Genomic DNA, 20286 nt, shown 5'->3' with positions numbered 1-20286 from the left:
CCACGCTGTGCCGGGCCGGTCCGGGCGGCCGGATTCACCCGAACGGGATCAAGCAGCCGAGGTGTTGGGGCCGCCCAGGGGGTTCCGTTCCTCCTGACCGGGACCCGTCATGTGCCCGGAAGCCGCGCGGCGCACGAGCTCGGGGCGTATTTCTACTCCAGCAGCTTTTTCCAGGTCGAGTAGCTTGCCAACGCCCCCTGGAAGTGACCGGCTGCCGCAGAGCAAGACGATCGGAGGACCATCGATGCCGCGAGAGGCGCCGTACCTCGCCGTGGCCGAAGTCCTGCGCGCACGAATCCTCGCGGGAGAGTGGGAGATCGGGGAGCGCCTGCCGTCCCGGGCGCGGCTCGCCGTGGAGTACGGGGTCGGACGCAACGTCATGCAGAGGGCCATGGACCGTCTGATCATCGACGGTCTCCTCGAAGGACGCGCCGGCTCGGGCACCTACGTCCGCATGCCGCGAGAGCGCCTGCGACTGGTCCGCTCGCGGCACCACGAACGCCGGGACGGCTCTCCTTCATGGCAGGACAGGAGGGAGCGGGGCCGGGCCGACGCCTGGGATTCACACAGCGAGGTGCGCGTCCCCGCTCCCGAGCCGATCGCCGAGCGGCTCGCCATCAGTTCCGGGGACCTCTGCGTCCACACGCACTACGAGTTCCTCGCCGACGGGCAACCCGTCCAGCTCTCCGCATCCTGGGAGCCGATGGCCATCACGGACGGAACGCCGATCGTGCTGCCCGAGAAGGGGCCCCTGGCAGGCAAGGGGGTGGTCGAGCGCATGCGTTCCATCGGGGTGGTCATCTCGACCGTGGTCGAGGTGCCGCGCCCGGCTCGCGCCACCCAGATGCAGGCGAACCTCCTGGGGATCGGCGTGGGGGACCTCGTGCTCCAGATCGAGCGGACCATCTTCGACACGGACGGACGCCCGGTGGAAACGGCCGACATGGTCATTCCGGACGCGCGCCGGGAAGTGGTCTACGAGTTCGGAGTCGACCTTCCATGAGGCTCGGACTCTTACGCGATCCGGATTTCGGCCGGTTGTCTGCTGCCACGGCACTCGGCCAGTTGGGCGACCGCGTCATCTTTCTGGCCCTGCCCCTCGTTGCCATCGCCGCATTGCGTGCCGACGAGTTCCAAGTGGGATTGCTGACTGCGATGACCTCGGCAGGATCGCTCCTGGTCGGGTTACCGGCAGGCGCGTGGGTGGACCGCATGCGGAAGCGATCGGTGATGATCACCACCGACCTCGCTCGCGCGCTGCTCCTCCTGACGGTTCCGGTGGCGTCCGCAGCCGGCTTTCTGACCATCTGGTGGCTCTATGCGGTTGCCCTGGTCCACGGAGTATTGACCGTCTTCTTCGATGTCGCGTACGTCAGCTATCTCCCGCACGTGGTGGGACGCGGCAATCTCGTGCAGGGGAACGCGAAACTGTCGGCCATACGCTCCGTGACCAGCATCAGCGGGCCGACGGCGGCAGGACCACTGGTCAGCCTGGTGGGAGCTCCTGCAACGCTTTTGGTGAGTTCGGCCGGGATGGCCATGTCGGGGCTGCTCGCGATCACCATGCGCACGCGCGAACAGAAGCCGGATCCGAGTGAGCGGCCTCAATTGGTACGGGAGATCAAGGAGGGACTGAAATTCACCCTCAAGCACCCTCCCCTACGAGCAATACTGGCGGGGGATGCGATATTCAGCCTCTTCCTGGCCATGTACCAAACCATGCTGCTGGTCTTTTTGGACCGGGAGATCGGCCTCCAGCCCTCTGGCATCGGCCTCGTCTTCTCGGGAATGGGCTGCGGTGCGCTGCTGGGCTCGCTCTTGGCAACCAGGCTCGCCAAGCGGGTCGGGCAGGGCCCGGTCATCTGGATGGCATCTCTGATCACCTGTCCCTTGACCGCACTCATGCCATTGGCGCGAGCCGACTGGAGCGTATATGTGGCCGCCATCGGGCTCGCGGCGCTTTCACTGGGCGGAGTCGTCCGCGTGGTGGCCCAATCAAGCCTCCAACAGGCCCTGACACCGGATCGGCTTCTGGGCCGGATGAGCGCAACAGCCCGATTCTTCTCCTGGGGCGGCATTCCGCTCGGAGGCCTTTTGGGCGGAGTCTCGGGCTCTGCGATCGGAGCAACGGGCACCTTGTGGATCGGCGCGGCGGGCATGACACTGAGCGCCCTCCCCACCTTCCTGTCACCGCTTAGAAGGCCGCCCCGGCCGTAGTCACGGCCGGGGCGGCGGGGGTGTCAGTGGACCGAGACGACCTGGTAGTCGCCCCAGCTCTGGGTGGTGTTGATCCAGGCGTTCTTGTAGTAGAACCGCCCGCCACCGCAGTTGGCGTACGAGTACGCGGTGACGTCCACGCTGTTCTTCCACCACCAGCCGCCCAGCGGGGTGGAGTTGCCCGGGCTGATGTTGAAGCAGTGGCCCACGTACGAGCCGTTCTGGTTGGCGCCCCCGATGTACACCGACCTGGCGCGCCCGGAGGCGTCGTCGATCTGGATCTGCTGCCCGTTCGTACCGGCGAAGGCCGAGCCGGTGCCGGCGATCAGACCCGTGCCCGCCATCGCGACGGTCACGGCTGCGGTCGCTATCTTCCTGCGGATCTGCATACTCGTCCCCCTGAGGTCAGACGCACTTTCGGGCGCCTTGTTGATCATGTGCAGGAGCAACTTTCTCCCGCCGACCGACGCCGTCGCAAGCCGATCCGTCGACGGAATCGTCCCGATTCCGTCCCTGCCCTGTGACAGCCCTCAGCCGGGCTCCGCAGCGCGGCGGGTGAGGGAGGCGCGGACCGTGGCGCGAACCGGTGTGCCGCCCCGCCGCCCTCCCCCCGGGGGGCCGGACAGTCTGTGGCATTTCGGGGCGGGCCGGCCGGTCAAGGGTGGCCGAAGGCCATCGCGAAGCGACGCGAGCGCAGCGAGCGCCCTTGAGGGGCCGGCCCGGCCCGAGAGGACACTCGGACTGACCGGCTCCCCGGGGGCCCCTTCCCATCCCGCCTAGCGGGCGGCCCACCCGGCGAAGTCCGCCCAGGCCGTGGGCGCCACCGCGAAGGCGGGGCCGAGGTTCTTGGAGTCCCGCACGTGAATGGCGTGCGGACAGGTCGCCACCTCGACGCAGTTGCCGCCGCCGTCGTCGCTGTAGCTCGACTTGTGCCAGTCGTAGGCCACCTCGACGCAGTTGCCGCCGCCGCTGTCGCTGTAGCTCGACTTGAACCACCGCAGGGTGCTGGTGCTCATTTCCGTTCTCCCGCCAACCGCTCGATGAGGCCCAGGGATTCGTCCGGGCTCAGGGCCTGTGCGCGGATCTTCGCATACCGCTGGGAAAGGCCGGACACCTTGGCCCGGTTGCTGACGAGGATGCTCTCGTCCTCGATCTCCAGGTAGACCACGTGGTCGTGGTCCTTCGTCTCCACCAGCTTCATGGAACCGCGAGCTCCGGCATAGGAGCCCTTCAGACCGCGCGCCAGTGGCAGCACCTGCACCGTGACGTTGTCGCGCCGGGCGTCCTCCACGAGGGAGCGCAATTGTCCGCGATGGATCTCCCACGAGCCGAAGGGCCGCAGCAGGACGGACTCGTCCAGGATCAGCTCGACCATCGCCATCGGATCGCGGCCGAACAGCGCTTTGCGGGCGATCCGCGCCTCCACCAGCTCCTCCACCTTGGCCTGCGGCACCGGCGGATAACCGCCTCCGATCAGCGCCCGTGCGTAGTCCTCCGTCTGGAAGAGGCCGTCCACCACGTGGGTCTCGTAGGAAGAGATGCTGTGCGCCTTCGCCTCCAGCTGGGAGAACTGCCGGAAGCGCACCGGGTACTTCTCCATCAGGATGTACTTCCGCGCCGCCTCGAAGATGCCGCGCCGGTCCCCGAGGCCGTCCTCCAGGCGTTCCAGCATGGCGTCGCTCACGGGCTGCGCGCCCGTCTCCAGCGCGCTCACCGCCGAGCCGGTGTAGCCGATCAGCCTTCCCAGGGCTTCCTGGGTCAGGCCCTTCTCCAAGCGGATGATGCGGGCGATCTCGGCAATCAGCAGCGACGTCGGCCGCTCTTCTCCCCGGTCCTTGTTTCCGTCTGCCTTGGGCATGGCGAACACCCCCGAACTCAATCGAACTCAAGCGGTCTCAATGGCATGGCGGCCGCATCCCAGTGTTCAGACTGCTCAAGGCTGGGACATGGAAAACGGTAGACCTGAACCTTCAAGCTGGTCCCATGAACACCGAAAGTCACCGTCGCGCGGCCCCCAACTCCTTCTCTCCCAGCTGGGTTCCGGCCACCGGGATCGGAATTCGCAAGGCAGGAGTGCTATTTGACGCCCTACGCGTGGACGGTGACACCGGACGGGATCTCGCCGATCTACTGGTCACCCTCACGGGCGGTGACCCCGGCCCGATCCTCACGCAGAGCAACGGCCGTAGGCCCGTCTACTTCCTGATCCCCGTCGGCAGCGCCGCGTACCGGATCTGGCCGCCCGGATTCACCCGGCTGGCCTCCGGGCCCCGCCGGTCCACGTACATCCCCATCCCCGCCCTGGACGGCTCCTGGCCCCTGGCCTGGAGGAGCAGGCCGACCTCCGAGGACCGCTTCGTGCACGCCCTGCTCCTCCACCGCGCCGCCGGGCTCTACCAGGCCAGCTGCGAGATCTCCTCCGAGACCACCGCGCACGCGTCCGCGGCAGGGTCGATCAGCGGGAAGTGCCCGACCCCGTCCAGCAACGTCAACCCGACCAGCTCGCCCGCCTGAGCCGCGGCCGCGACGTACGACTCCGCCACCCGCTCCGGGACCACGATGTCGTCCCGCCCCTGCACCAGGGCCGTCGCGATCCCGGTCGGCAGCAGCGCCGCCGGGTCCGCGTACGGCAGCCGCCCCGCGAAGTACTCCTTGCCACCCAGCAACTGGGCCGACGCCCCGCCGCACACGCCCAGGTCCTCCGCCACCGCGAAGTCCGCGATGGGAGCCAGCGCCACCACGCCGCGCAGCCGCGGCGGGGAAGGCAGCCTCCAGCCGGACGGAGCGTCGGCCGGCAGGACGTGCCGGGCGGCCGCCCACAGGGCGAGGTGGCCGCCCGCCGAGTGGCCCGTCACCACGACCCGGCGTACGTCCGCCTGCGGCAGCGCGCTCTCCGCCAGCCCGGGGAGCGCGTCCATCGCGGCGGCCACGTCGTCGAAGGTCTCGGGCCAGCGCCCGGCCACCGGGCCCTCGCCCCGCTGGCGCGGCAGGGAACTCCCGCGCCGGTACTCGACATTGGCGACGGCGAAACCCCGCCGGGCCAGGAAATCCGCGAAGGGAGTCACGTGCTGCCGGTCGTACGGGCCCCGCCACGCGCCGCCGTGCAGGAGGACCACCAGCGGGGCCGACCCCATGGCGTGCGTGGTGTCGCCGCGCGGGGCGTAGAAGTCCACCACCTGGTCGGGGTGCTCCCCGTACGCGGCGCTCGCGTCGGGCTCGACCGGCGGATGGGCGAAGGCCGAGGCCGCCTCGGCGGCGTCCCGTTCGACTGCGGGGTCCGTCATCGGCTCGACCTCTCGGTAACGCGTGGCACAAGGGTGGGACAAGGGAGGCCGGGGCACCGGGGGACACGGGTTCCGGTGTCCCGGCAGAGCGGGACCGTATCAGGCCGGAACGCGCCACTCCGGGGCTGACCGAGCGGGTTCACGCCCCCCGGGCGGGGCGCGGACGGACGCGGGCGGAGCCGGAGGCCCCGCCCGCGCCGGAATCACCCGGTGAGGTGACGTTTCGCCGCTACGTCACCCGAAAACGTGACCCAGTGTCCGCGCGGCACGTTCCACGTCCGCGAAACCGACGTAGAGCGGGGTGAAGCCGAAGCGCAGGACGTCCGGCGCCCGGAAGTCCCCGACGACGCCGCGCGCGATCAGCTCGCGCATGATCTCCGCCGCGTTCTCGGTGCGCAGCGAGACCTGGCTGCCGCGGTGGGCGTGCTCGGCCGGCGTGACCGCCTGGACCCTGCCTTCCGGGACGTACGCCGCGACGCAGTCGAGGAAGAAGTCGGTCAGGGCCAGGGACTTCGCCCGGACCTGCTCGACCGAGACGCCGTCCCACGCGTCGAGCGCGGCCTCCAGAGCGAGCATCGAGAGGATGTCGGGGGTCCCGACCCGCCCCCGGACCGCGCCGTCGGCCGGGGTGTAGCCCGAGGTCATCGCGAAGGGCTCCGCATGACCGTTCCAGCCGGGGAGCGGGGAGTCGAAGGCGGCCTGGTGGCGGGCGGCGATGTACAGGTACGCCGGGGAGCCGGGCCCGCCGTTCAGGTACTTGTACGTACAGCCGACCGCGAGGTCGACCTGGTGCTCGTCGAGGCCGACCGGCAGGGCCCCGGCGCTGTGGCAGAGGTCCCAGACGGTGATGGCGCCGGTCGCCCGGGCCGCCCGGGTGAGGGCGGGGAGGTCGTGCAGGCGGCCGGTGCGGTAGTCGACGTGGTTGAGCAGGACGACGGCGGTGTCCTCGTCCATCTCCTCGGCGGCGGTGGCCGGGTCGACCGGGACGACGCGCAGGCCGGTCATCCGGGCGGCCGACTCGGCGATGTAGCCGTCGGTGGGGAAGGTGTTCGCGTCGACCAGCATCCGCGTGCGGCCGGGCGGGGCGAGGCGGGCCGCGCCGACGAGCGCCTTGAAGAGGTTGACGCTGGTGGAGTCGCCCACGACCGTCTGGCCGGGGGCCGCGCCGATGAGGGGGCTGAGCTTGTCACCGATGCGTTCGGGGGCGGTCCACCAGTTGCTCTCGTCCCAGGAGCGGATGAGGAGCTCGCCCCACTGACGGTGCACGACATCGGCCGTGACGGCCGCGACGCCGGCCGGGAGCGCGCCGAGCGAGTTGCCGTCCAGGTAGACGAGGCCGTCCGGGAGCGTGAAGCGGTCGCGGAGTTTGGCCAGGTCGTCGGTGGCGTCGAGGTGGGCCGCCCGCTGCCGGAGCGCGGGGAGGGCCGCGGCGTCAGACATAGCTGCGCGCCGTCCACAGCTCGGGGAAGACGTTCTTCTGCGCCCGCTTCTCCAGCCAGGTCACGCCCGCCGAGCCGCCCGTGCCCGTCTTCGCGCCCATCGCGCGGCGGGTCGCGACCAGGTGGTCGTTGCGCCAGCGCCAGACGAGCTCGGCGACGTCGGTGAGGACCTCGCCGAGGCGGTGCAGGTCGAGCTCGGCATCCGGCTCCGCGTACAGGGCGGTCCAGGCGGCCTCGACGCGCGGGGACGGCTCGTAGCGCTGGGAGAGGTCGCGGTCCAGGACCTCCGCCGGGACGTCGTGGCCGCGGCGGGAGAGGAGGCGCAGGACCTCGTCGTAGAGGCTGGGCTCGTGGAGGGCCTTCTCCAGCTCCGCGTGGACGCGGGGCGCGCCGCGGTGCGGGACGAGCATGGACGCGGACTTCTCGCCGAGCAGGAACTCCATCCGGCGGTACATCGCCGACTGGAAACCGGAACCTTCGCCGAGGGCGGAGCGGTACTGGTTGAACTGGCCCGGGGTGAGCTGGGCGAGCGGGCGCCAGGAGGCGTTGAGGGCTTCCAGTTCACGGAGGGAACGTTTCAGCGCATCCATCGCCACCTGCACGCGGTCCTCGCGCAGCGCCTTGGCGGCGGTTTCCCATTCGTGGACGATGACCGTGAACCACAGCTCCATGACCTGGGTCGTCACCAGGAAGACCATCTCGCCCGGGTCGTCAGAGCGGAGGTGCTGGAGGTGGGTGAGGACATCCGCCTGGACGTAGTCCTCGTACGGGGTCGTGCCATCGAAGTCGAGGTTCGGGGTGTCCGAACCGGCTCCGGAGGCATCAAGGTTTTGCGACATCGCTGTCTCCTCGACACGTGCTTCCGGGTAGCGGTCCGCTCCTTCCGGTTGGGTAAGTGGAGCCCCGGTCCCCTGCCCGCATCATAAACACGACCGGGCTGCGCCCTCTAGAGCCCTTTCACCAGGTTGCGACGTACGACACGCCGACCGACCTCGGAAACCTTGATCACCTCGCGGCATCCGGGCAGGGCTCGGGCGGCCTCCGGGCAGGGTTCCGGGCGGGCTTCCGGGCCTGGGCCGCCTGGCAGACTGGCGCCATGAACAGTCACAGGAACCTGCTGGGCGGACCGGACCCGACGTACCTCCAGGAGAATGAAGAGGCGTACGCCCTCTTCGGCGAGAAGTCCGGCGCGCCGGCCGAGGTCGCCGCCGCCTTCCCCACCTTCTCCCTCGCCTGGGCCGCGCTGGCCGACGAGGCCTTCGAGGGCGGTCGCGTGGTCGAGTCCTACGCGTACGCCCGTACCGGCTACCACCGCGGGCTGGACTCGCTGCGCCGCGCCGGCTGGAAGGGCCACGGCCCGATCCCGTGGTCGCACCAGGCCAACCGGGGCTTCCTGCGCTGCCTGGCGGCCCTGGGGCGCGCGGCCGGGACGATCAACGAGACCGAAGAGTCCGAGCGGTGCTGGCAGTTCCTGAAGGACAGCAGCGAAGAGGCGTACGCCGAGCTCAAGGGCTGAGCCCTCTCGGACGGGCCGGCGCCCCCTTCCCCGGCCGGGAAGGGGGTGTGCGCGGCCCGGGGTGTGCGCGGCGCACCACCGGGTCGGGAACGGCGCCGGCGCGCCTCACGCGGGCGGCCGGCGCGCCTCACGCGGGCGGCCAGGGCAAGGCGTCCCGGCAAGGCGTCCGGACAAGCGGAAGGGGCCCGCAGGTCCATGACGGACCTGCGGGCCCCTTCGGGCAGCCCGGCAGGCGGGCGGCCGGACAGCCTCACGGCGCGGGCGGCGCGAGCCGCCCGCGGCGCTTACTTCAGCTTGGTACCGGTGGAACGCAGGTTGGCGCAGGCCTCGGCGACACGGACGGCCATGCCCGCCTCGGCGGCCTTGCCCCAGGTGCGGGGGTCGTACTTCGACTTGGTGCCGACCTCGCCGTCGACCTTCAGGACGCCGGCGTAGTTGGAGAACATGTGGTCGACGACCGGGCGGGTGAAGGCGTACTGGGTGTCGGTGTCGAGGTTCATCTTCACGACGCCGTTCTCCAGCGCGGTGGCGATCTCCTCGGCCGAGGAGCCCGAACCGCCGTGGAAGACGAAGTCGAACGGCTGGTTTCCGGCAGCCTGGCCGTACTTCTCGCTCACACCGGCCTGGAGGTCCTTGAGGAGCTCGGGGCGCAGGACGACATTGCCCGGCTTGTAGACGCCGTGCACGTTGCCGAAGGAGGCGGCCAGCAGGTAGCGGCCCTTCTCGCCCAGGCCCAGGGCCTCGGCGGTGCGGATCGCGTCGTCGACGGTGGTGTACAGCTCGTCGTTGATCTCGTGGGTGACGCCGTCCTCCTCGCCGCCGGTCGGGGTGATCTCGACCTCAAGGATGATCTTGGCGGCGACGGCCTTGGCGAGCAGCTCCTGGCCGATGGCCAGGTTGTCGGCCAGGTTCTCGGCGGAGCCGTCCCACATGTGCGACTGGAAGAGCGGGTTCAGACCGCGGGCCACGCGCTCGGCGGAGATGTCGAGCAGCGGGCGGACGTAGCCGTCCAGCTTGTCCTTGGGGCAGTGGTCCGTGTGCAGCGCGACCGTGATGTCGTACTTGGCGGCCACGATGTGGGCGAACTCGGCCAGGGCTACGGCGCCGGTGACCATGTCCTTGTTGTGCTGGCCACCCAGAAACTCCGCACCACCGGTGGAGATCTGGATGATGCCGTCGCTCTCGGCCTCCGCGAAGCCCCGCAGTGCGGCGTGCAGGGTCTGGGACGAGGTCACATTGATGGCCGGGTAGGCGAACTTGCCTGCCTTCGCCCGGTCGAGCATCTCGTTGTAGACCTCGGGGGTTGCGATGGGCATCTGTCCGCTCCTTGGATGTGCGGGGAGTGTGCTTATTGCGGGCCCTGACCTGGGGGCGACGTCATCGTCGGCTCCATCTTTCCAGACTCAGCCCCTCACTCCACCCCCCTGTCCACCCCGCATGGCGCGAACCGGGCGGAGTGTTTCACGTGAAACACTCCGCCCGGTTGGAAAAGCGCAGGTCAGGAGAGGCCCAGGTCCTCAAGGAGGTAGCCGGTGAGGTAGGGCAGGCCCGCCTCGGCGATGGCCCCGGCCGCGCCCCGGTCCACGATCGTCGCGACCGCGACGACCTCGCCGCCGGCCTCCCGGACCGCCTCGACCGCGGTCAGCGGGGACCCGCCGGTGGTGGAGGTGTCCTCGACGACCAGGCAGCGCTTGCCCTTCACGTCGGTGCCCTCGATCCGGCGCTGCATGCCGTGCGCCTTCTGCGCCTTGCGGACCACGAAGGCGTCCAGGCGCTGTCCGCGGGCGGCGGAGGCGTGCAGCATCGAGGTCGCCACCGGGTCGGCGCCCAGCGTCAGACCGCCGACGCAGTCGAAGTCGAGGTCGGCGGTCAGGTCGAGCATGACCTGACCGACCAGCGGGGCCGCCTCGCCGTCGAGGGTGATCCGGCGGAGGTCGATGTAGTAGTCGGCCTCCCGCCCGGAGGAGAGGGTCACCTTGCCGTGCACGACGGCCTTGTCCTTGATCTGCTGCAGAAGCGCATCCCGTACTTCACTCATGAGCCTGAGCTTAATTGCGCCCTAGCCAAGCCGCCGCCAGGTCCACGTGGTGGAGATCTCCAGGGGGTCGACGGGGGTGACCAGCCGAGGCAGGCTGTTGAGGCCGTTCGGCGGGCCGGACTGGGGCTCCACGCAGACGGCCTCGGGCTGCTCGTCGTAGATGACGACCCATTCGTCGCGGCTGCGGACCTTCAGCTCCAGCGCGCCGGGCCAGGTGAGGGTGACGTCCACGCCGTGCGGCATCCCGAAGCAGTCGTCCCAGGGGCCGGGCTTGGGGTCGATGCGGCGCCCGGTGGGGATGTGGTCGTCGCCCCGCTCCTCCTGCCATTCGGCCTGGAAGTCGAGGCGCGCGTCCTCGCCGGTGCCGAGGTTGCGGCGGAACCAGGGGTGCCAGCCCGCCTGTGCGGGGAAGGAGTCGCCGTACGTCTCTACGCCCATGGAGAGCGTGGCGCCGTCGGGGGTCAGCTCGACGCTCTGGGTGACCCGGCCGGGCCACGGCCACGGGTCGGCGAGGTCGTAGACGAACGCCGCCTCGGTGTCGCTGACGCGCACCCGGCGCCAGGGGTGCTCGCGGCCGAACCCGTGGATGGAGTGCGGGCCGTTGTTGAGCGGGAGCTCGTGGACGACCCCGCCGTCCCGGAACCGGCCGCCCGCGGTGCGTCCGCACCAGGGGACCATCGGGAAGGCGCCGAAGTCCGGGCCCTGGCGCAGCAGCTCGGTCCCGTCGACGCGCAGGCTGCTGATCCGGCAGCCGTTGTCCTGGTCGATGGTCAGCTCGGCCCCGCCGGCCGTCAGTTGCGTACTCATGTGATCGAGATTAGGGCCTGTGCGGCCCCGTTCAGTGGCGGCGGCGCAGGGCGCGGCCCAGGACGACCGCCGAGGCCACGGCGAGGGCCGCGGCCGGGGCCAGCCAGCGCAGGTTCTGGCCGGCGGTGGTGGAGGCGGGCGCGGGGACCGGGGCGTAGCGGCCGCGCGGGGGTGCGTGGTCCACCTCCTCGGCGCTGCGGCCGATCATGGTGCGGCGGGCGTGGGCGGCCTCGGCCGGCGGGCGCGGGGCGGCGAGCTCCTCGATCTCGCCCTCCATGAAGGGGTCCAGGGAGGGCGGGGGCACCTCGGCCTCGAACACGGAGGCGACGACCTCGCCGACGTCCCCGGGATCACCGTCCGCGGCGTCCGCGGCCTCCTCCGCCTCGGCGACGGGGTCGCTCAGCACCGCCGCGGCCGCCAGGTGCTCGGCGGTGCGGTCCAGGAAGCGGCGTACGGCGGTCACGGTCGCCTCGGGTGCGAAGGAGGCGGCCCGCCCGTCGGCGGTGGCACCGGCGGTGAAGTCCAGCCGGGACCCGTCCCCCTCCGAGGTCAGCCGCAGCACCACGGAGAGCTTCACGGTCCCGCTGCCCCGGATCTCGGTGCCCTCGCCGTCGACGGCGAACACGTCCGGCTCCCGCTCGGTGATGCTCAGGGCCCCCCGGTAGGTCACGGTGTTCCCGCCGACGCGCACCTTCAGCCGGCCCGACAGCGGCCCGGACTCGGCGTCGGCGTCCTGCTGGAGCCCCGGCACGCAGCGGGCGACCCGGGCGGGATCGCGCAGCACGGCGCGGAGGCTGTCGGCCGGTACCGGAACGAACACCTGATGCTCCATGCGGCCGAGCCTACCGACGAGTCACGCTTCCGCGCCCGGTCCGGCGCGAACCTCTTCGCGACAGCCGCCCGCGACGGCCGCCAGCACGGCCGGGCCAGGGCCCCGACGCCCCCCGCGCCCGCCCGGGCGGGGGTTCCCGCGCCGGCCCGGGCGGGGGTTCCCGCGCCGGCCCGGGCGCGGCCCCGGCGGAGAGCCCGGACGAGGCCCGCGACGGCCCCGCGACGCCGCCGCGACGGCCCGGGCCAGGGCTACGGCGGGCTCAGGAGTAGCGCGGGTGCGGCAGCGTCGACGGCGGCAGCCCGGGGATCCTGGTGCGTTCCGCGTCACGGGCCGCGTCCCGCAGCGATCCGGTGGACAGCGAGCGCAGCCCGGGGGTGTCCCGGTCCACCCGCAGGGGCGGGGCCCCCTCGTGCGCGGCCAGGACGAAGCCCCAGTCCTGCGGCGGCGCGCCCCTGGAACCCTGCGCCCGGTCCGGCCCGGCGGCGAAGCCGGAGAGGCGGCCGCCCGCGCTGTACGGGACGGTCCGCAGCCCGGCCGCGCGCAGCGTCGACTCGACGGTCCAGTAGGCCCGGGGCCGGGTCGCGAGGGGCCCCGCGTGCACCGCGAGGCGGCCGCCGGGGCTGAGGGCCCGCGCGGCCAGCCCGTAGAACTCCTGGGAGTACAGCTTCGTGCTGGGGGTGATGCCGGGGTCGGGGAGGTCGGAGACGATGACGTCGAAACGGCCGTGCGCGGCGGGCCCGCGCAGCCAGCGGAACGCGTCCTGCGTGACGACCCCGAGGCGGGGGTCCTCGTACGCCCGGCCGTTGAGCGCGGACAGCATCGGGTCGGTGCGCGCGAGCCGGACCACGCCGGGGTCGATCTCGACGACGGTGACCGAGGTGACGTCCGGGTAGCGCAGCACCTCGCGGGCGGCGAGGCCGTCGCCGCCGCCGAGGACGAGGACCCGGGCGTGCGGGCCGGTCATCGCGGGGTGGACGAGGGCCTCGTGGTAGCGGTACTCGTCGTAGCCGCTGACCCGCAGCCGCCCGTCGAGGAACAGGTCGAGGGAGCGCGGGGAGCCGCTGGAGGGGCCGGTGAGGACGAGTTCCTGTACGCCGGTCTGGACGGCGACCCGCACTTCCCCGCCGTAGACGGCGCGGCGGGCGACCCGCTCGAAGTCGTCGGCCAGCACGGTGGCCGAGCAGAGCGCGGCGAGCACGGTGAGGTTCACGGCGATCAGCAGCCAGCGGCAGCGCCGGCTGAGGTCGCGGCGGAACAGCCACAGCACGAGCCCGCCGCCGACGACCACGTTGATCCCGCCGGTGAGCATGGCGCCGGTGAGCTGGCCGAGCACCGGCAGCAGCAGGAACGGGAAGGCGAGCCCGCCGACGAGGGCGCCCACGTAGTCGGCGGCGAAGAGGTCGGCGACGGCCCCGCCCGCGTCCTGCCGGCGGATCCGCTGGATGAGGACCATCAGCAGCGGGATCTCGGCGCCGATGAGCACCCCGATGGCGAAGGAGAAGGCGACGAGGGCGGGCTGCGACTCCCCCAGCCAGGCGAAGCTCGCGTACAGGGCCATGGCGGAGAGCCCGCCGAGCAGTGCGAGCCCGGCCTCGATGGCGCCGAAGCCGAGCGCGGGGCGGTGTCTGAGCCGCTTCGCGAGCAGCGAGCCGACTCCCATGGCGAAGACCATGACGGAGAGCACCACGGAGGCCTGGGTGACGGAGTCGCCGATGAGGTACGAGCCGAGGGCGAGCAGCTCCAGTTCGTAGACGAGCCCGCAGGCGGCGCAGATGAACACGGTGGCCAGGACGAGGAGTCGGCCGGTCCGGGGCCGTACGGGCAGGGCGGCCGCCGGGACGGTCGAGGCGCCCCGCGGTTCCGGCGCCGGGAGCACCCCGCCGGGGGCGGAACGGTCGATCATGTGGGGAACCGTACGTCACCACCCACCCACACCCGGTCACCCACATGGGTGCAAGTGACGCACCGTTTAGACCAGTTGGCGTAACCATGACGGCCATTTCACGCCCCCGGCCCCGGGCCCCGCCGCTACCGCGCGGCCGGTGCCAGGGAGTCGGCCGGCGCGCCCGTCCGTACGCCCACCCGGGTGCGGGTGGCGACCAACTGGCCCTCCTGCGGGTACGCGTGCCAGGTCCGCCAGCGCACCTGCCCCTCGTAACGCTGCGCGAGCAGGGCGGTGAAGGCGTGCGGGCTGCCGGGAAAGGTTCCGGCGAGCCCGTTCGGGTGATCCGCGACGAGGGCCAGCAGCTCCTGGGCGCGCCCGGCGAAGGAGCCGCTCGACAGCTTCTCGACGCGGGCGGCGAACTCGTACTCCCAGTCGCCCAGCCGCTTGGCGACGCCGAGCGGCAGCGGCGTACTGCTGCCGGGCATACAGGCGACCGTCTCCGAGCAGAGCACCTCGCCCTCCTCCAGGAGCACCTGGTGGGAGGCCCCGAGCAGGCGCAACTCCACCTTCGCGCCCGCGAGATCGAGGTTCAGCACGGCCAGGGCGGGCAGCCGCTCCCGTCCCAGGGCCCAGGCGAGATCGGCGGCACGCGTGTCGGTATAGGTGGTCTGGAGGGTCGTGAGCATGAGTCGGCTCCGCAAACGCGCGAGGGAGATGGGCCGGGGCCCGCCAGCGGTAGTCAACGGGTGGGGGGAACCCGGCACGGGTCCACAGGAAGTCCAGGAGGGTCCGAGGACTGGTCTACTCAACCGAGGGAATCATGAAAGGCACGGCGCTCACAGCGTTTTTACCCAACTTGAAGGGGTTTACATCCCCCCGGGGGCTACACAGTTCACGTGTTCAACCACACCCCCGCGGACATGAGGACGCCCGACGGGATGTGTGCCCGCCGGGCGCCCTTTCACACGGTCCCGTGCTGCCCCGTGTCAGCTGGAACCGCAGCCCCCGCCGCCGCACGACGAGGACGATCCCCCGCAGGACGATGACGATCCGCAGGACGAAGAGGATCCGCAGGAAGAGGACGATCCGCAGGAGGACACCCAGGTTCCGCCGTCCGAGCTACCGCGGCGGCCTCGGCCCGAACCGGAACGCAATCCGGAACCGGAGCGGAAACCGCGGCCGGACGCCCCCTTGCTCCGGGCTCCCACGGCCACGAGACAGACGACGACCACCACACTTACGAAGATCACGACGGCCAGCAGCATCTGCTCGCCCCTCTCTCACGCCCCGGTCCCCCGGGGGGCGGGATCCCCGCGTCCCGCGTGAGGTGGGGATGCCCGCGGGCCATCCGCGCGAAAGCACACTTGAGCAACTCCAGAGGTTCGGCCCAGGATGGCGCCCATGAGCGCACCCGCGGGCAACAACCGCCCCTTCCTCAACCGCCGCCTCGCCGCATTCGGTACGACGATCTTCGCGGAGATGTCGGCGCTGGCCGCCCGCACCGGGTCGATCAACCTCGGCCAGGGCTTCCCGGACACCGACGGCCCGGCCGAGATCGCCGAGGCCGCCTCCCGCGCGGTCCTCTCCGGCCTCGGCAACCAGTACCCGCCCGGCCCCGGCGTCCCCGAGCTGCGCACCGCGATCACCGCCCACCAACAGCGCTTCTACGGCCTGTCCTACGACCCGGACACCGAGGTCCTGGTCACCGCGGGCGCCACCGAGGCCATCGCCGCCGCCCTGCTGGCCCTCCTCGAACCGGGCGACGAGGTCATCGCCCTCGAACCCTTCTACGACTCCTACGCGGCCTGCATCGCCATGGCCGGCGCCGTCCGCGTCCCCCTCACCCTGCGCGCCCCGGACTTCCGCCCCGACCTCGACGCGCTGCGCGACGCCATCACCCCGCGCACCCGGCTGCTGCTGCTCAACACCCCCCACAACCCGACGGGCACCGTCCTGACCCCGGCCGAACTCGCGGGGATCGCCGAGCTCGCCGTCCGCCACGACCTGCTCGTCATCACCGACGAGGTGTACGAGCACCTCGTCTTCGAGGGCTCCCACACCCCGCTGGCCTCGCTGCCCGGCATGCGGGAGCGGACGGTGACGATCTCCAGCGCGGGCAAGACGTACTCCTTCACCGGCTGGAAGGTCGGCTGGATCACCTCCACGCCCGAGCTGGTCACCGCCGTCCGCTCCGTCAAGCAGTTCCTGACCTACGTCTCCTCCGGCCCCTTCCAGTACGCCGTCGCCGAGGCCCTCGGCCTCCCCGACTCCTACTACGAGGGCCTGCGCGCCGACCTCGCCGCCAAACGCGACCTGCTCTCCGACGGCCTCGCCGCGGCCGGCTTCCAGGTCTACCGCCCCCAGGGCACGTACTTCGTCACCACCGACATCGCGCCCCTCGGCGAGAGCGACGGCATCGCCTTCTGCCGCGCCCTGCCCGAGCGCTGCGGGGTCGTCGCCATCCCCAACCAGGTCTTCTACGACGACAAGTCCGCCGGGACCACCCAGGTGCGCTGGGCGTTCTGCAAGAAGACCGAAGTCCTGCGCGAGGCCGTCGAGCGCCTTCAGCGGCTGACGTGACCACCGTCTCCGTACGGGCGGTAGGCACGGCCACGCCCGCTGCCTTCCGCGCGCTCGGGGTGTTCGCCGCGGTGCGCGGCGGCGGGGTGCTGGTGCTCGCCGCCGGCGCGTGGTGGGCCGGCAAGAGCCCGGTCAAGGTCCTCGGCGGTTCCTGGGACTCCGTCTGGTACCTGCACATCGCCGCCCACGGCTACGGGCGCACCCAGATGTGGCCCGTCACCGGGTCCGTGCAGAGCGACTACGCCTTCTTCCCGCTCTACCCGTACCTGGTGGGGCTGGCCGGCGGCACCCCCGCAGCCGCGCTGCTGGTCGCCTGGACGGCCGCCGCGCTCGCGGCCGTCGGCGTGTACAAGGTCGGGGAGCGGCTGCTGGGGCCGCGGGGCGGGCTGCTGCTGGTGGCGCTGTGGGCGGTGCTGCCGCACTCGGTGGTGCTGACCCTCGGCTACACGGAGGCGCTGCTGACCGCGCTGGCCGCCTGGAGCCTGTACGCCGTGCTGACCGGGCGGTGGCTGTGGGCGGCGGGACTGGCGATACTCGCCGGGCTGACCAGGCCGACCGGGATCGCGGTGGCCGCGGCCGTCTCCGTCACGGCCTTCCACGAGGTGCTGCTGCGAAGATCCCGGGCACCCTGGGTCTGGGCGGCCGGGGTGCTCGCGCCGGCGGGCTGGGCCGCGTACGTCGTGGCGGTGGGGGTGCGCACCGGGGATCCGCTCGGCGGCTACTTCGAGGTGCAGAGCCGGTGGGGCTCCCGCTTCGACTTCGGCGGCGGCGCGCTGCGCTCGACGGAGAAGGTGGTCACCGGCGGGAACGTACCGCTGGCCACCGCCGCGACCGTGTTCGTCCTGGCCGCGGCGGGACTGCTGGCGATCCTGCTGGCCCTGGACCGGATGCCGCTCCCGGTGCTCGTGTACACGGGGGTCCTGATGGTGATCACCTACGGCGGGGCCGGGTTCTTCGAGTCCAAGCCGCGCTTCCTGGTCCCCGCGTTCCCGCTGCTGCTCCCGGTGGCGGCCGTCATGGCGAGAGCCCGGCACGGCACCGCGGTGATACTCACCGCGGGGCTGGCCGGGCTCTCCTACGGCTACGGGGTGTACCTGCTCCTCGTCGCCAAAGTACCGCTGTGACGGGTGACGGCTAGTTGGTGGCTTCGCCGTCGTCGTCACCCTTGTCGTCGCCGTCGGCGGAGTCGACGTCCTGCTCCAGGCCGAGCTGCTCCACGAGCCACTTGTCGAACTCGATGGACGCGCGGACCCAGCTGACCGTGGAGGAGACGAAGTGCTCCAGGTTGACGCCGGTGCCGATCAGCATCTGCGCCTCGCCGATCAGACGGACGGAACCGTCGTCGTGCGTGTGGCTGTAGACCTTCGGCCACAGGGTGCGGCGGTTCCAGTCGTCGATCGACTCAAGGAGCTGCGGCTTCTCGTCGATCTTGTGCGGGCGGTCGTAGAAGGTCCGCACGGAGAAGACCTGCTGCTCGTCTTCGCCGCGGAACATGAAGTACGTGCGGAAATCCTCCCACGGCGCCGCGAGGTCGCCCTCGTCGTCGACGACGTACTTGAGCTCCATCTGGTCCAGGAGCTGCTTCACCAGGTCCTGGTCGGGGACGACGGGGCCCGCCGGTCCTGTGGCCTGCGGATCGGGCTGCTGCCCTCCGAAGTTCGGAATCGAGGCCGGGTCGATGCTCACCGTGTACTTCCCTTCGTGCGGATGACGTCATCCTCCCCCATCGCTCCTACCCCGTGTCCACCCCCGCACCGCCGATCCGCTCCGGGCGGACAGGATCAGGTCAGGGCGCGTCGGGATCGGTCATGCGGTTCGTCAGCTGCCAGACGCCTGACGACGGGTTTCGCGCGTGGTGGTCCCCCGTCGGGTCGAGACTCTCGGCCCGTTCCGCGGCCGCCTTCAGGCCCTGCCGGTACGCGGCGAAGTCGACCCGGGTCTTGTCGTACGCGGGGACGTGCTTCCGCAGGAGCGGCAACAGCTTCTTGTACGTCTCGACGTGCACCCGGTGATCCGCGAAGTGCAGGAGCAGCCACACCTCGAAGCACGGGTTCGACACGGCGACCTTGATTCCGGCGCGCCGGGCCTGGATGACGGCTTCGTCGACGTCATGGAACTGGTCCACGTCGAAGACACACCAGACCTCGTCGTAGCCGTCCGCAAGGTCTCGCTGACCGATCGTGTAGGCGACGAGCTGGGCGGGCGAGCACGCCTTGCCCAGAACCTTTACCGCCACTGCCGGGTTCCGCAGATGATCCCGCAGCCCTTGCAGGTACTGGCGTTCCGTCTCCTTGCTGCCACAGACGATCAGCAGCGTGCGCGCCGACCGCCGGACCGGACCCCGCCGGCGCCCCGATCCCTCACGCGGAAACCGCCTCGCCGCCATGTGCCCCCCAGTACTTCCTGAGCATGTCTTCGAACGCCGTCTCCGGGAGGAGCGGTACCGCGCCATAGCTTCCAGCCAGGTAGCGGCGTTCGAAGTTCTCGCCCTTCCTCGGCTTGAAATCGCTGAGCGGGTACAGCTCGGCCGCCCCCGTGGCGGGGGCCTTTTCGACGAACCACACCTGGTCGCGCGACAGCACCTGCTCCCCCAGCATCGTTCCGAGGAGCGACGCGTCGTGAGTGGTGAAGATCAGCTGGGCTCCGCGCGGGTTCAGCTCGGGGTCCTGGAAGAGCGAGATGAGTTTGGCGGTCAGCATGGGGTGCAGGCTGATGTCGATCTCGTCCACCCACATCGCTTCCCCTCCCAACACCGCCGTGAGCCCGGTGCTCACCAGGTTGAGCCAGGTTTTGGTGCCCGCCGATTCCGCTTCCACGGGGAGGATGAATTCCTCGCCGTCCACCACATGGACGAACTCCAGCGACCGTGATGCCGCCGATCGCAGGTGCGCCGACAGCCGTGGGCGGAGTTCGTCCTCGGGGAACGTGGCCCCGGGTCGCTCCTGGCCCTCCCGGATCTCATGGACCCCGAGGTCCGCTGCCGCCAGGACCTCCGAGCCGATGGGAAGGCCCGCGTCGGCAAAGGACTGATAGAAGGAGGCGGCCATCGCGCCGGCTGCCGAGTGGACCAGCACCTGCCGGGTCGAGTCGTTGACGACGAAGGCGCGGGTGAGCCAGGTCCACAGCCTGCCCAGCTCGGTGTGCGAGGACTGGGCCGCGGCCGAGAGGTAGAGGCTGTTCGGCCGCAGGATGCGCTCCGCTGCGACCTTGCCGCCGCCCAGCGTCGCCCCGTACGTCATGGCCATCGCGGAACGCTCGAAGAGAACGCGCCTTCGGGCCTTGGGATAGCTGTACAGCCATTCCTCGACGATCTCGTGGTCGGTCACGCTGAAGCCGTAGGCGTAGCGGACACCGTCCAGCAGGACGTCGACGGCGTAGGTGGAGACCTCGTCGCGGCTGGTGTGGTCGAGCAGGAAGGGGCGCCTGGGCACCGGGGCGCCGGGCAGCCACCGGGCCTGCGACTGCTCGATCGCCTTCTGGAAGAAGGCGTACGCGTCGATGAGAGTCGATTTCCCCGACGCGTTCGCCCCGTAGACGGCCACCACCGGAACCGCCGGCCGGTCGTCCGCGTACGACGGGACGAAATTGAGTTCCTGGGGTTCACGCAAGGAACCGTGGTTCGCCACGCGGAAGCTCAACAGCATCCGTAACGCACCTCCCAGAGCCTTGTGAGCATGTGAATTCCCAT

Annotated in this window: 20 protein-coding genes; 5 read left to right on the top strand and 15 right to left on the bottom strand. The window is 71.1% G+C overall.

Features of this window, described 5'->3' with window-relative positions; genetic code table 11:
• Positions 1–244 precede the first annotated feature (244 nt).
• Positions 245–1003 carry a GntR family transcriptional regulator gene (locus EES41_RS19705; RefSeq protein WP_123079703.1) on the top strand — a complete coding sequence of 253 codons (759 nt, stop codon included), beginning with the start codon at positions 245–247 and terminating at the stop codon, positions 1001–1003.
• Positions 1000–2217 (top strand): MFS transporter, encoded by a 1218-nt coding sequence (locus tag EES41_RS19700; protein ID WP_123079702.1) that lies wholly within the window; start codon positions 1000–1002, stop codon positions 2215–2217. The genes EES41_RS19705 and EES41_RS19700 overlap by 4 nt, the downstream gene beginning before the upstream one ends.
• 23 nt (positions 2218–2240) lie before the next feature.
• Here EES41_RS19700 and EES41_RS19695 read toward each other — a convergent pair whose 3' ends face one another.
• The 6 genes from EES41_RS19695 to EES41_RS19665 all read right to left on the bottom strand — a co-directional run bounded on the left by EES41_RS19695 (position 2241) and on the right by EES41_RS19665 (position 7779).
• Positions 2241–2606: a hypothetical protein gene (locus tag EES41_RS19695; protein WP_164495888.1), complete on the bottom strand. Its 366-nt coding sequence runs from the start codon at positions 2604–2606 to the stop codon at positions 2241–2243.
• 387 nt (positions 2607–2993) lie between these two features.
• Positions 2994–3233 carry a DUF397 domain-containing protein gene (locus tag EES41_RS19690; RefSeq protein WP_123079700.1) on the bottom strand — a complete coding sequence of 80 codons (240 nt, stop codon included), beginning with the start codon at positions 3231–3233 and terminating at the stop codon, positions 2994–2996.
• A complete protein-coding gene (locus EES41_RS19685) occupies positions 3230–4075 on the bottom strand; it encodes a helix-turn-helix transcriptional regulator (protein WP_123082576.1) in 846 nt (281 codons plus the stop codon). The genes EES41_RS19690 and EES41_RS19685 overlap by 4 nt, the downstream gene beginning before the upstream one ends.
• Before the next feature lie 535 nt (positions 4076–4610).
• A complete protein-coding gene (locus EES41_RS19675; RefSeq protein WP_123079699.1) occupies positions 4611–5501 on the bottom strand; it encodes a S9 family peptidase in 891 nt (296 codons plus the stop codon).
• A 234-nt stretch (positions 5502–5735) separates the two neighbouring features.
• On the bottom strand, positions 5736–6941 hold the full coding sequence (gene kynU / locus EES41_RS19670; RefSeq protein WP_123079698.1) for a kynureninase: 1206 nt from the start codon (positions 6939–6941) through the stop codon (positions 5736–5738).
• On the bottom strand, positions 6934–7779 hold the full coding sequence (locus tag EES41_RS19665) for a tryptophan 2,3-dioxygenase family protein (protein WP_123079697.1): 846 nt from the start codon (positions 7777–7779) through the stop codon (positions 6934–6936). Before EES41_RS19665 ends, kynU begins: the two co-directional genes overlap by 8 nt.
• A gap of 257 nt (positions 7780–8036) precedes the next feature.
• On the opposite strand from EES41_RS19665, the gene EES41_RS19660 reads away from it, so the two are divergent.
• Positions 8037–8456 (top strand): DUF3151 domain-containing protein, encoded by a 420-nt coding sequence (locus tag EES41_RS19660; protein ID WP_123079696.1) that lies wholly within the window; start codon positions 8037–8039, stop codon positions 8454–8456.
• A gap of 284 nt (positions 8457–8740) precedes the next feature.
• Here EES41_RS19660 and fbaA read toward each other — a convergent pair whose 3' ends face one another.
• From fbaA to EES41_RS19630, 6 genes are all read right to left on the bottom strand, one after another.
• On the bottom strand, positions 8741–9772 hold the full coding sequence (gene fbaA, locus EES41_RS19655; RefSeq protein WP_123079695.1) for a class II fructose-bisphosphate aldolase: 1032 nt from the start codon (positions 9770–9772) through the stop codon (positions 8741–8743).
• Between the two features lie 182 nt (positions 9773–9954).
• Positions 9955–10494, bottom strand: coding sequence for an orotate phosphoribosyltransferase (pyrE, locus tag EES41_RS19650; protein WP_073774195.1), 540 nt, complete (start codon positions 10492–10494; stop codon positions 9955–9957).
• Positions 10495–10515: 21 nt separating this feature from the next.
• The gene (locus EES41_RS19645; RefSeq protein ID WP_123079694.1) at positions 10516–11301 is read right to left on the bottom strand and encodes an aldose 1-epimerase; all 786 of its coding nucleotides are present in this window, start codon (positions 11299–11301) and stop codon (positions 10516–10518) included.
• 31 nt (positions 11302–11332) lie between these two features.
• Positions 11333–12133 (bottom strand): SRPBCC domain-containing protein, encoded by an 801-nt coding sequence (locus EES41_RS19640; RefSeq protein ID WP_123079693.1) that lies wholly within the window; start codon positions 12131–12133, stop codon positions 11333–11335.
• A 259-nt stretch (positions 12134–12392) separates the two neighbouring features.
• A complete protein-coding gene (locus EES41_RS19635; RefSeq protein ID WP_254211506.1) occupies positions 12393–14036 on the bottom strand; it encodes a polyamine aminopropyltransferase in 1644 nt (547 codons plus the stop codon).
• A gap of 125 nt (positions 14037–14161) precedes the next feature.
• The gene (locus EES41_RS19630; RefSeq protein WP_123079692.1) at positions 14162–14704 is read right to left on the bottom strand and encodes a DUF2617 family protein; all 543 of its coding nucleotides are present in this window, start codon (positions 14702–14704) and stop codon (positions 14162–14164) included.
• A 706-nt stretch (positions 14705–15410) separates the two neighbouring features.
• Here EES41_RS19630 and EES41_RS19620 point away from each other — a divergent pair.
• Complete coding sequence (locus EES41_RS19620; protein ID WP_123079691.1) at positions 15411–16598, top strand: pyridoxal phosphate-dependent aminotransferase; 1188 nt, start codon at positions 15411–15413, stop codon at positions 16596–16598.
• Positions 16595–17722 (top strand): hypothetical protein, encoded by a 1128-nt coding sequence (locus tag EES41_RS19615; RefSeq protein ID WP_123079690.1) that lies wholly within the window; start codon positions 16595–16597, stop codon positions 17720–17722. The genes EES41_RS19620 and EES41_RS19615 overlap by 4 nt, the downstream gene beginning before the upstream one ends.
• A 10-nt stretch (positions 17723–17732) precedes the next feature.
• Here the strand turns inward: EES41_RS19615 and EES41_RS19610 are convergent, their stop codons facing one another.
• The 3 genes from EES41_RS19610 to EES41_RS19600 form a co-directional block, all read right to left on the bottom strand.
• Positions 17733–18284: a YbjN domain-containing protein gene (locus EES41_RS19610; RefSeq protein ID WP_073774189.1), complete on the bottom strand. Its 552-nt coding sequence runs from the start codon at positions 18282–18284 to the stop codon at positions 17733–17735.
• Positions 18285–18384: 100 nt separating this feature from the next.
• Entirely contained in the window at positions 18385–18984 is a 600-nt protein-coding gene (locus EES41_RS19605) for an RloB family protein (RefSeq protein WP_123079689.1), read from the bottom strand.
• The gene (locus EES41_RS19600) at positions 18959–20206 is read right to left on the bottom strand and encodes an ATP/GTP-binding protein (protein ID WP_164495887.1); all 1248 of its coding nucleotides are present in this window, start codon (positions 20204–20206) and stop codon (positions 18959–18961) included. The genes EES41_RS19605 and EES41_RS19600 overlap by 26 nt, the downstream gene beginning before the upstream one ends.
• Positions 20207–20286 lie beyond the last annotated feature (80 nt).

The sequence above is a fragment of the Streptomyces sp. ADI95-16 genome (assembly GCF_003721495.1).
Taxonomy (GTDB): Bacteria; Actinomycetota; Actinomycetes; order Streptomycetales; family Streptomycetaceae; genus Streptomyces; species Streptomyces goshikiensis.
The sequence above is the reverse complement of the archived record's forward strand: the minus strand, read 5'-3'. Positions and strand labels throughout refer to the sequence as shown.

Excerpts from the sequence above, each read along its gene's own strand:
- EES41_RS19605 (WP_123079689.1), bottom strand. The coding sequence starts at position 18,984 with ATGGCGGCGAGGCGGTTTCCGCGTGAGGGATCGGGGCGCCGGCGGGGT.
- EES41_RS19660 (WP_123079696.1), top strand. The coding sequence starts at position 8,037 with ATGAACAGTCACAGGAACCTGCTGGGCGGACCGGACCCGACGTACCTC.
- EES41_RS19690 (WP_123079700.1), bottom strand. The coding sequence starts at position 3,233 with ATGAGCACCAGCACCCTGCGGTGGTTCAAGTCGAGCTACAGCGACAGC.
- kynU (WP_123079698.1), bottom strand. The coding sequence starts at position 6,941 with ATGTCTGACGCCGCGGCCCTCCCCGCGCTCCGGCAGCGGGCGGCCCAC.
- EES41_RS19705 (WP_123079703.1), top strand. The coding sequence starts at position 245 with ATGCCGCGAGAGGCGCCGTACCTCGCCGTGGCCGAAGTCCTGCGCGCA.
- EES41_RS19645 (WP_123079694.1), bottom strand. The coding sequence starts at position 11,301 with ATGAGTACGCAACTGACGGCCGGCGGGGCCGAGCTGACCATCGACCAG.
- fbaA (WP_123079695.1), bottom strand. The coding sequence starts at position 9,772 with ATGCCCATCGCAACCCCCGAGGTCTACAACGAGATGCTCGACCGGGCG.
- EES41_RS19665 (WP_123079697.1), bottom strand. The coding sequence starts at position 7,779 with ATGTCGCAAAACCTTGATGCCTCCGGAGCCGGTTCGGACACCCCGAAC.
- EES41_RS19630 (WP_123079692.1), bottom strand. The coding sequence starts at position 14,704 with ATGCTCACGACCCTCCAGACCACCTATACCGACACGCGTGCCGCCGAT.
- pyrE (WP_073774195.1), bottom strand. The coding sequence starts at position 10,494 with ATGAGTGAAGTACGGGATGCGCTTCTGCAGCAGATCAAGGACAAGGCC.
- EES41_RS19700 (WP_123079702.1), top strand. The coding sequence starts at position 1,000 with ATGAGGCTCGGACTCTTACGCGATCCGGATTTCGGCCGGTTGTCTGCT.
- EES41_RS19635 (WP_254211506.1), bottom strand. The coding sequence starts at position 14,036 with ATGATCGACCGTTCCGCCCCCGGCGGGGTGCTCCCGGCGCCGGAACCG.
- EES41_RS19640 (WP_123079693.1), bottom strand. The coding sequence starts at position 12,133 with ATGGAGCATCAGGTGTTCGTTCCGGTACCGGCCGACAGCCTCCGCGCC.
- EES41_RS19685 (WP_123082576.1), bottom strand. The coding sequence starts at position 4,075 with ATGCCCAAGGCAGACGGAAACAAGGACCGGGGAGAAGAGCGGCCGACG.
- EES41_RS19620 (WP_123079691.1), top strand. The coding sequence starts at position 15,411 with ATGGCGCCCATGAGCGCACCCGCGGGCAACAACCGCCCCTTCCTCAAC.
- EES41_RS19675 (WP_123079699.1), bottom strand. The coding sequence starts at position 5,501 with ATGACGGACCCCGCAGTCGAACGGGACGCCGCCGAGGCGGCCTCGGCC.
- EES41_RS19695 (WP_164495888.1), bottom strand. The coding sequence starts at position 2,606 with ATGCAGATCCGCAGGAAGATAGCGACCGCAGCCGTGACCGTCGCGATG.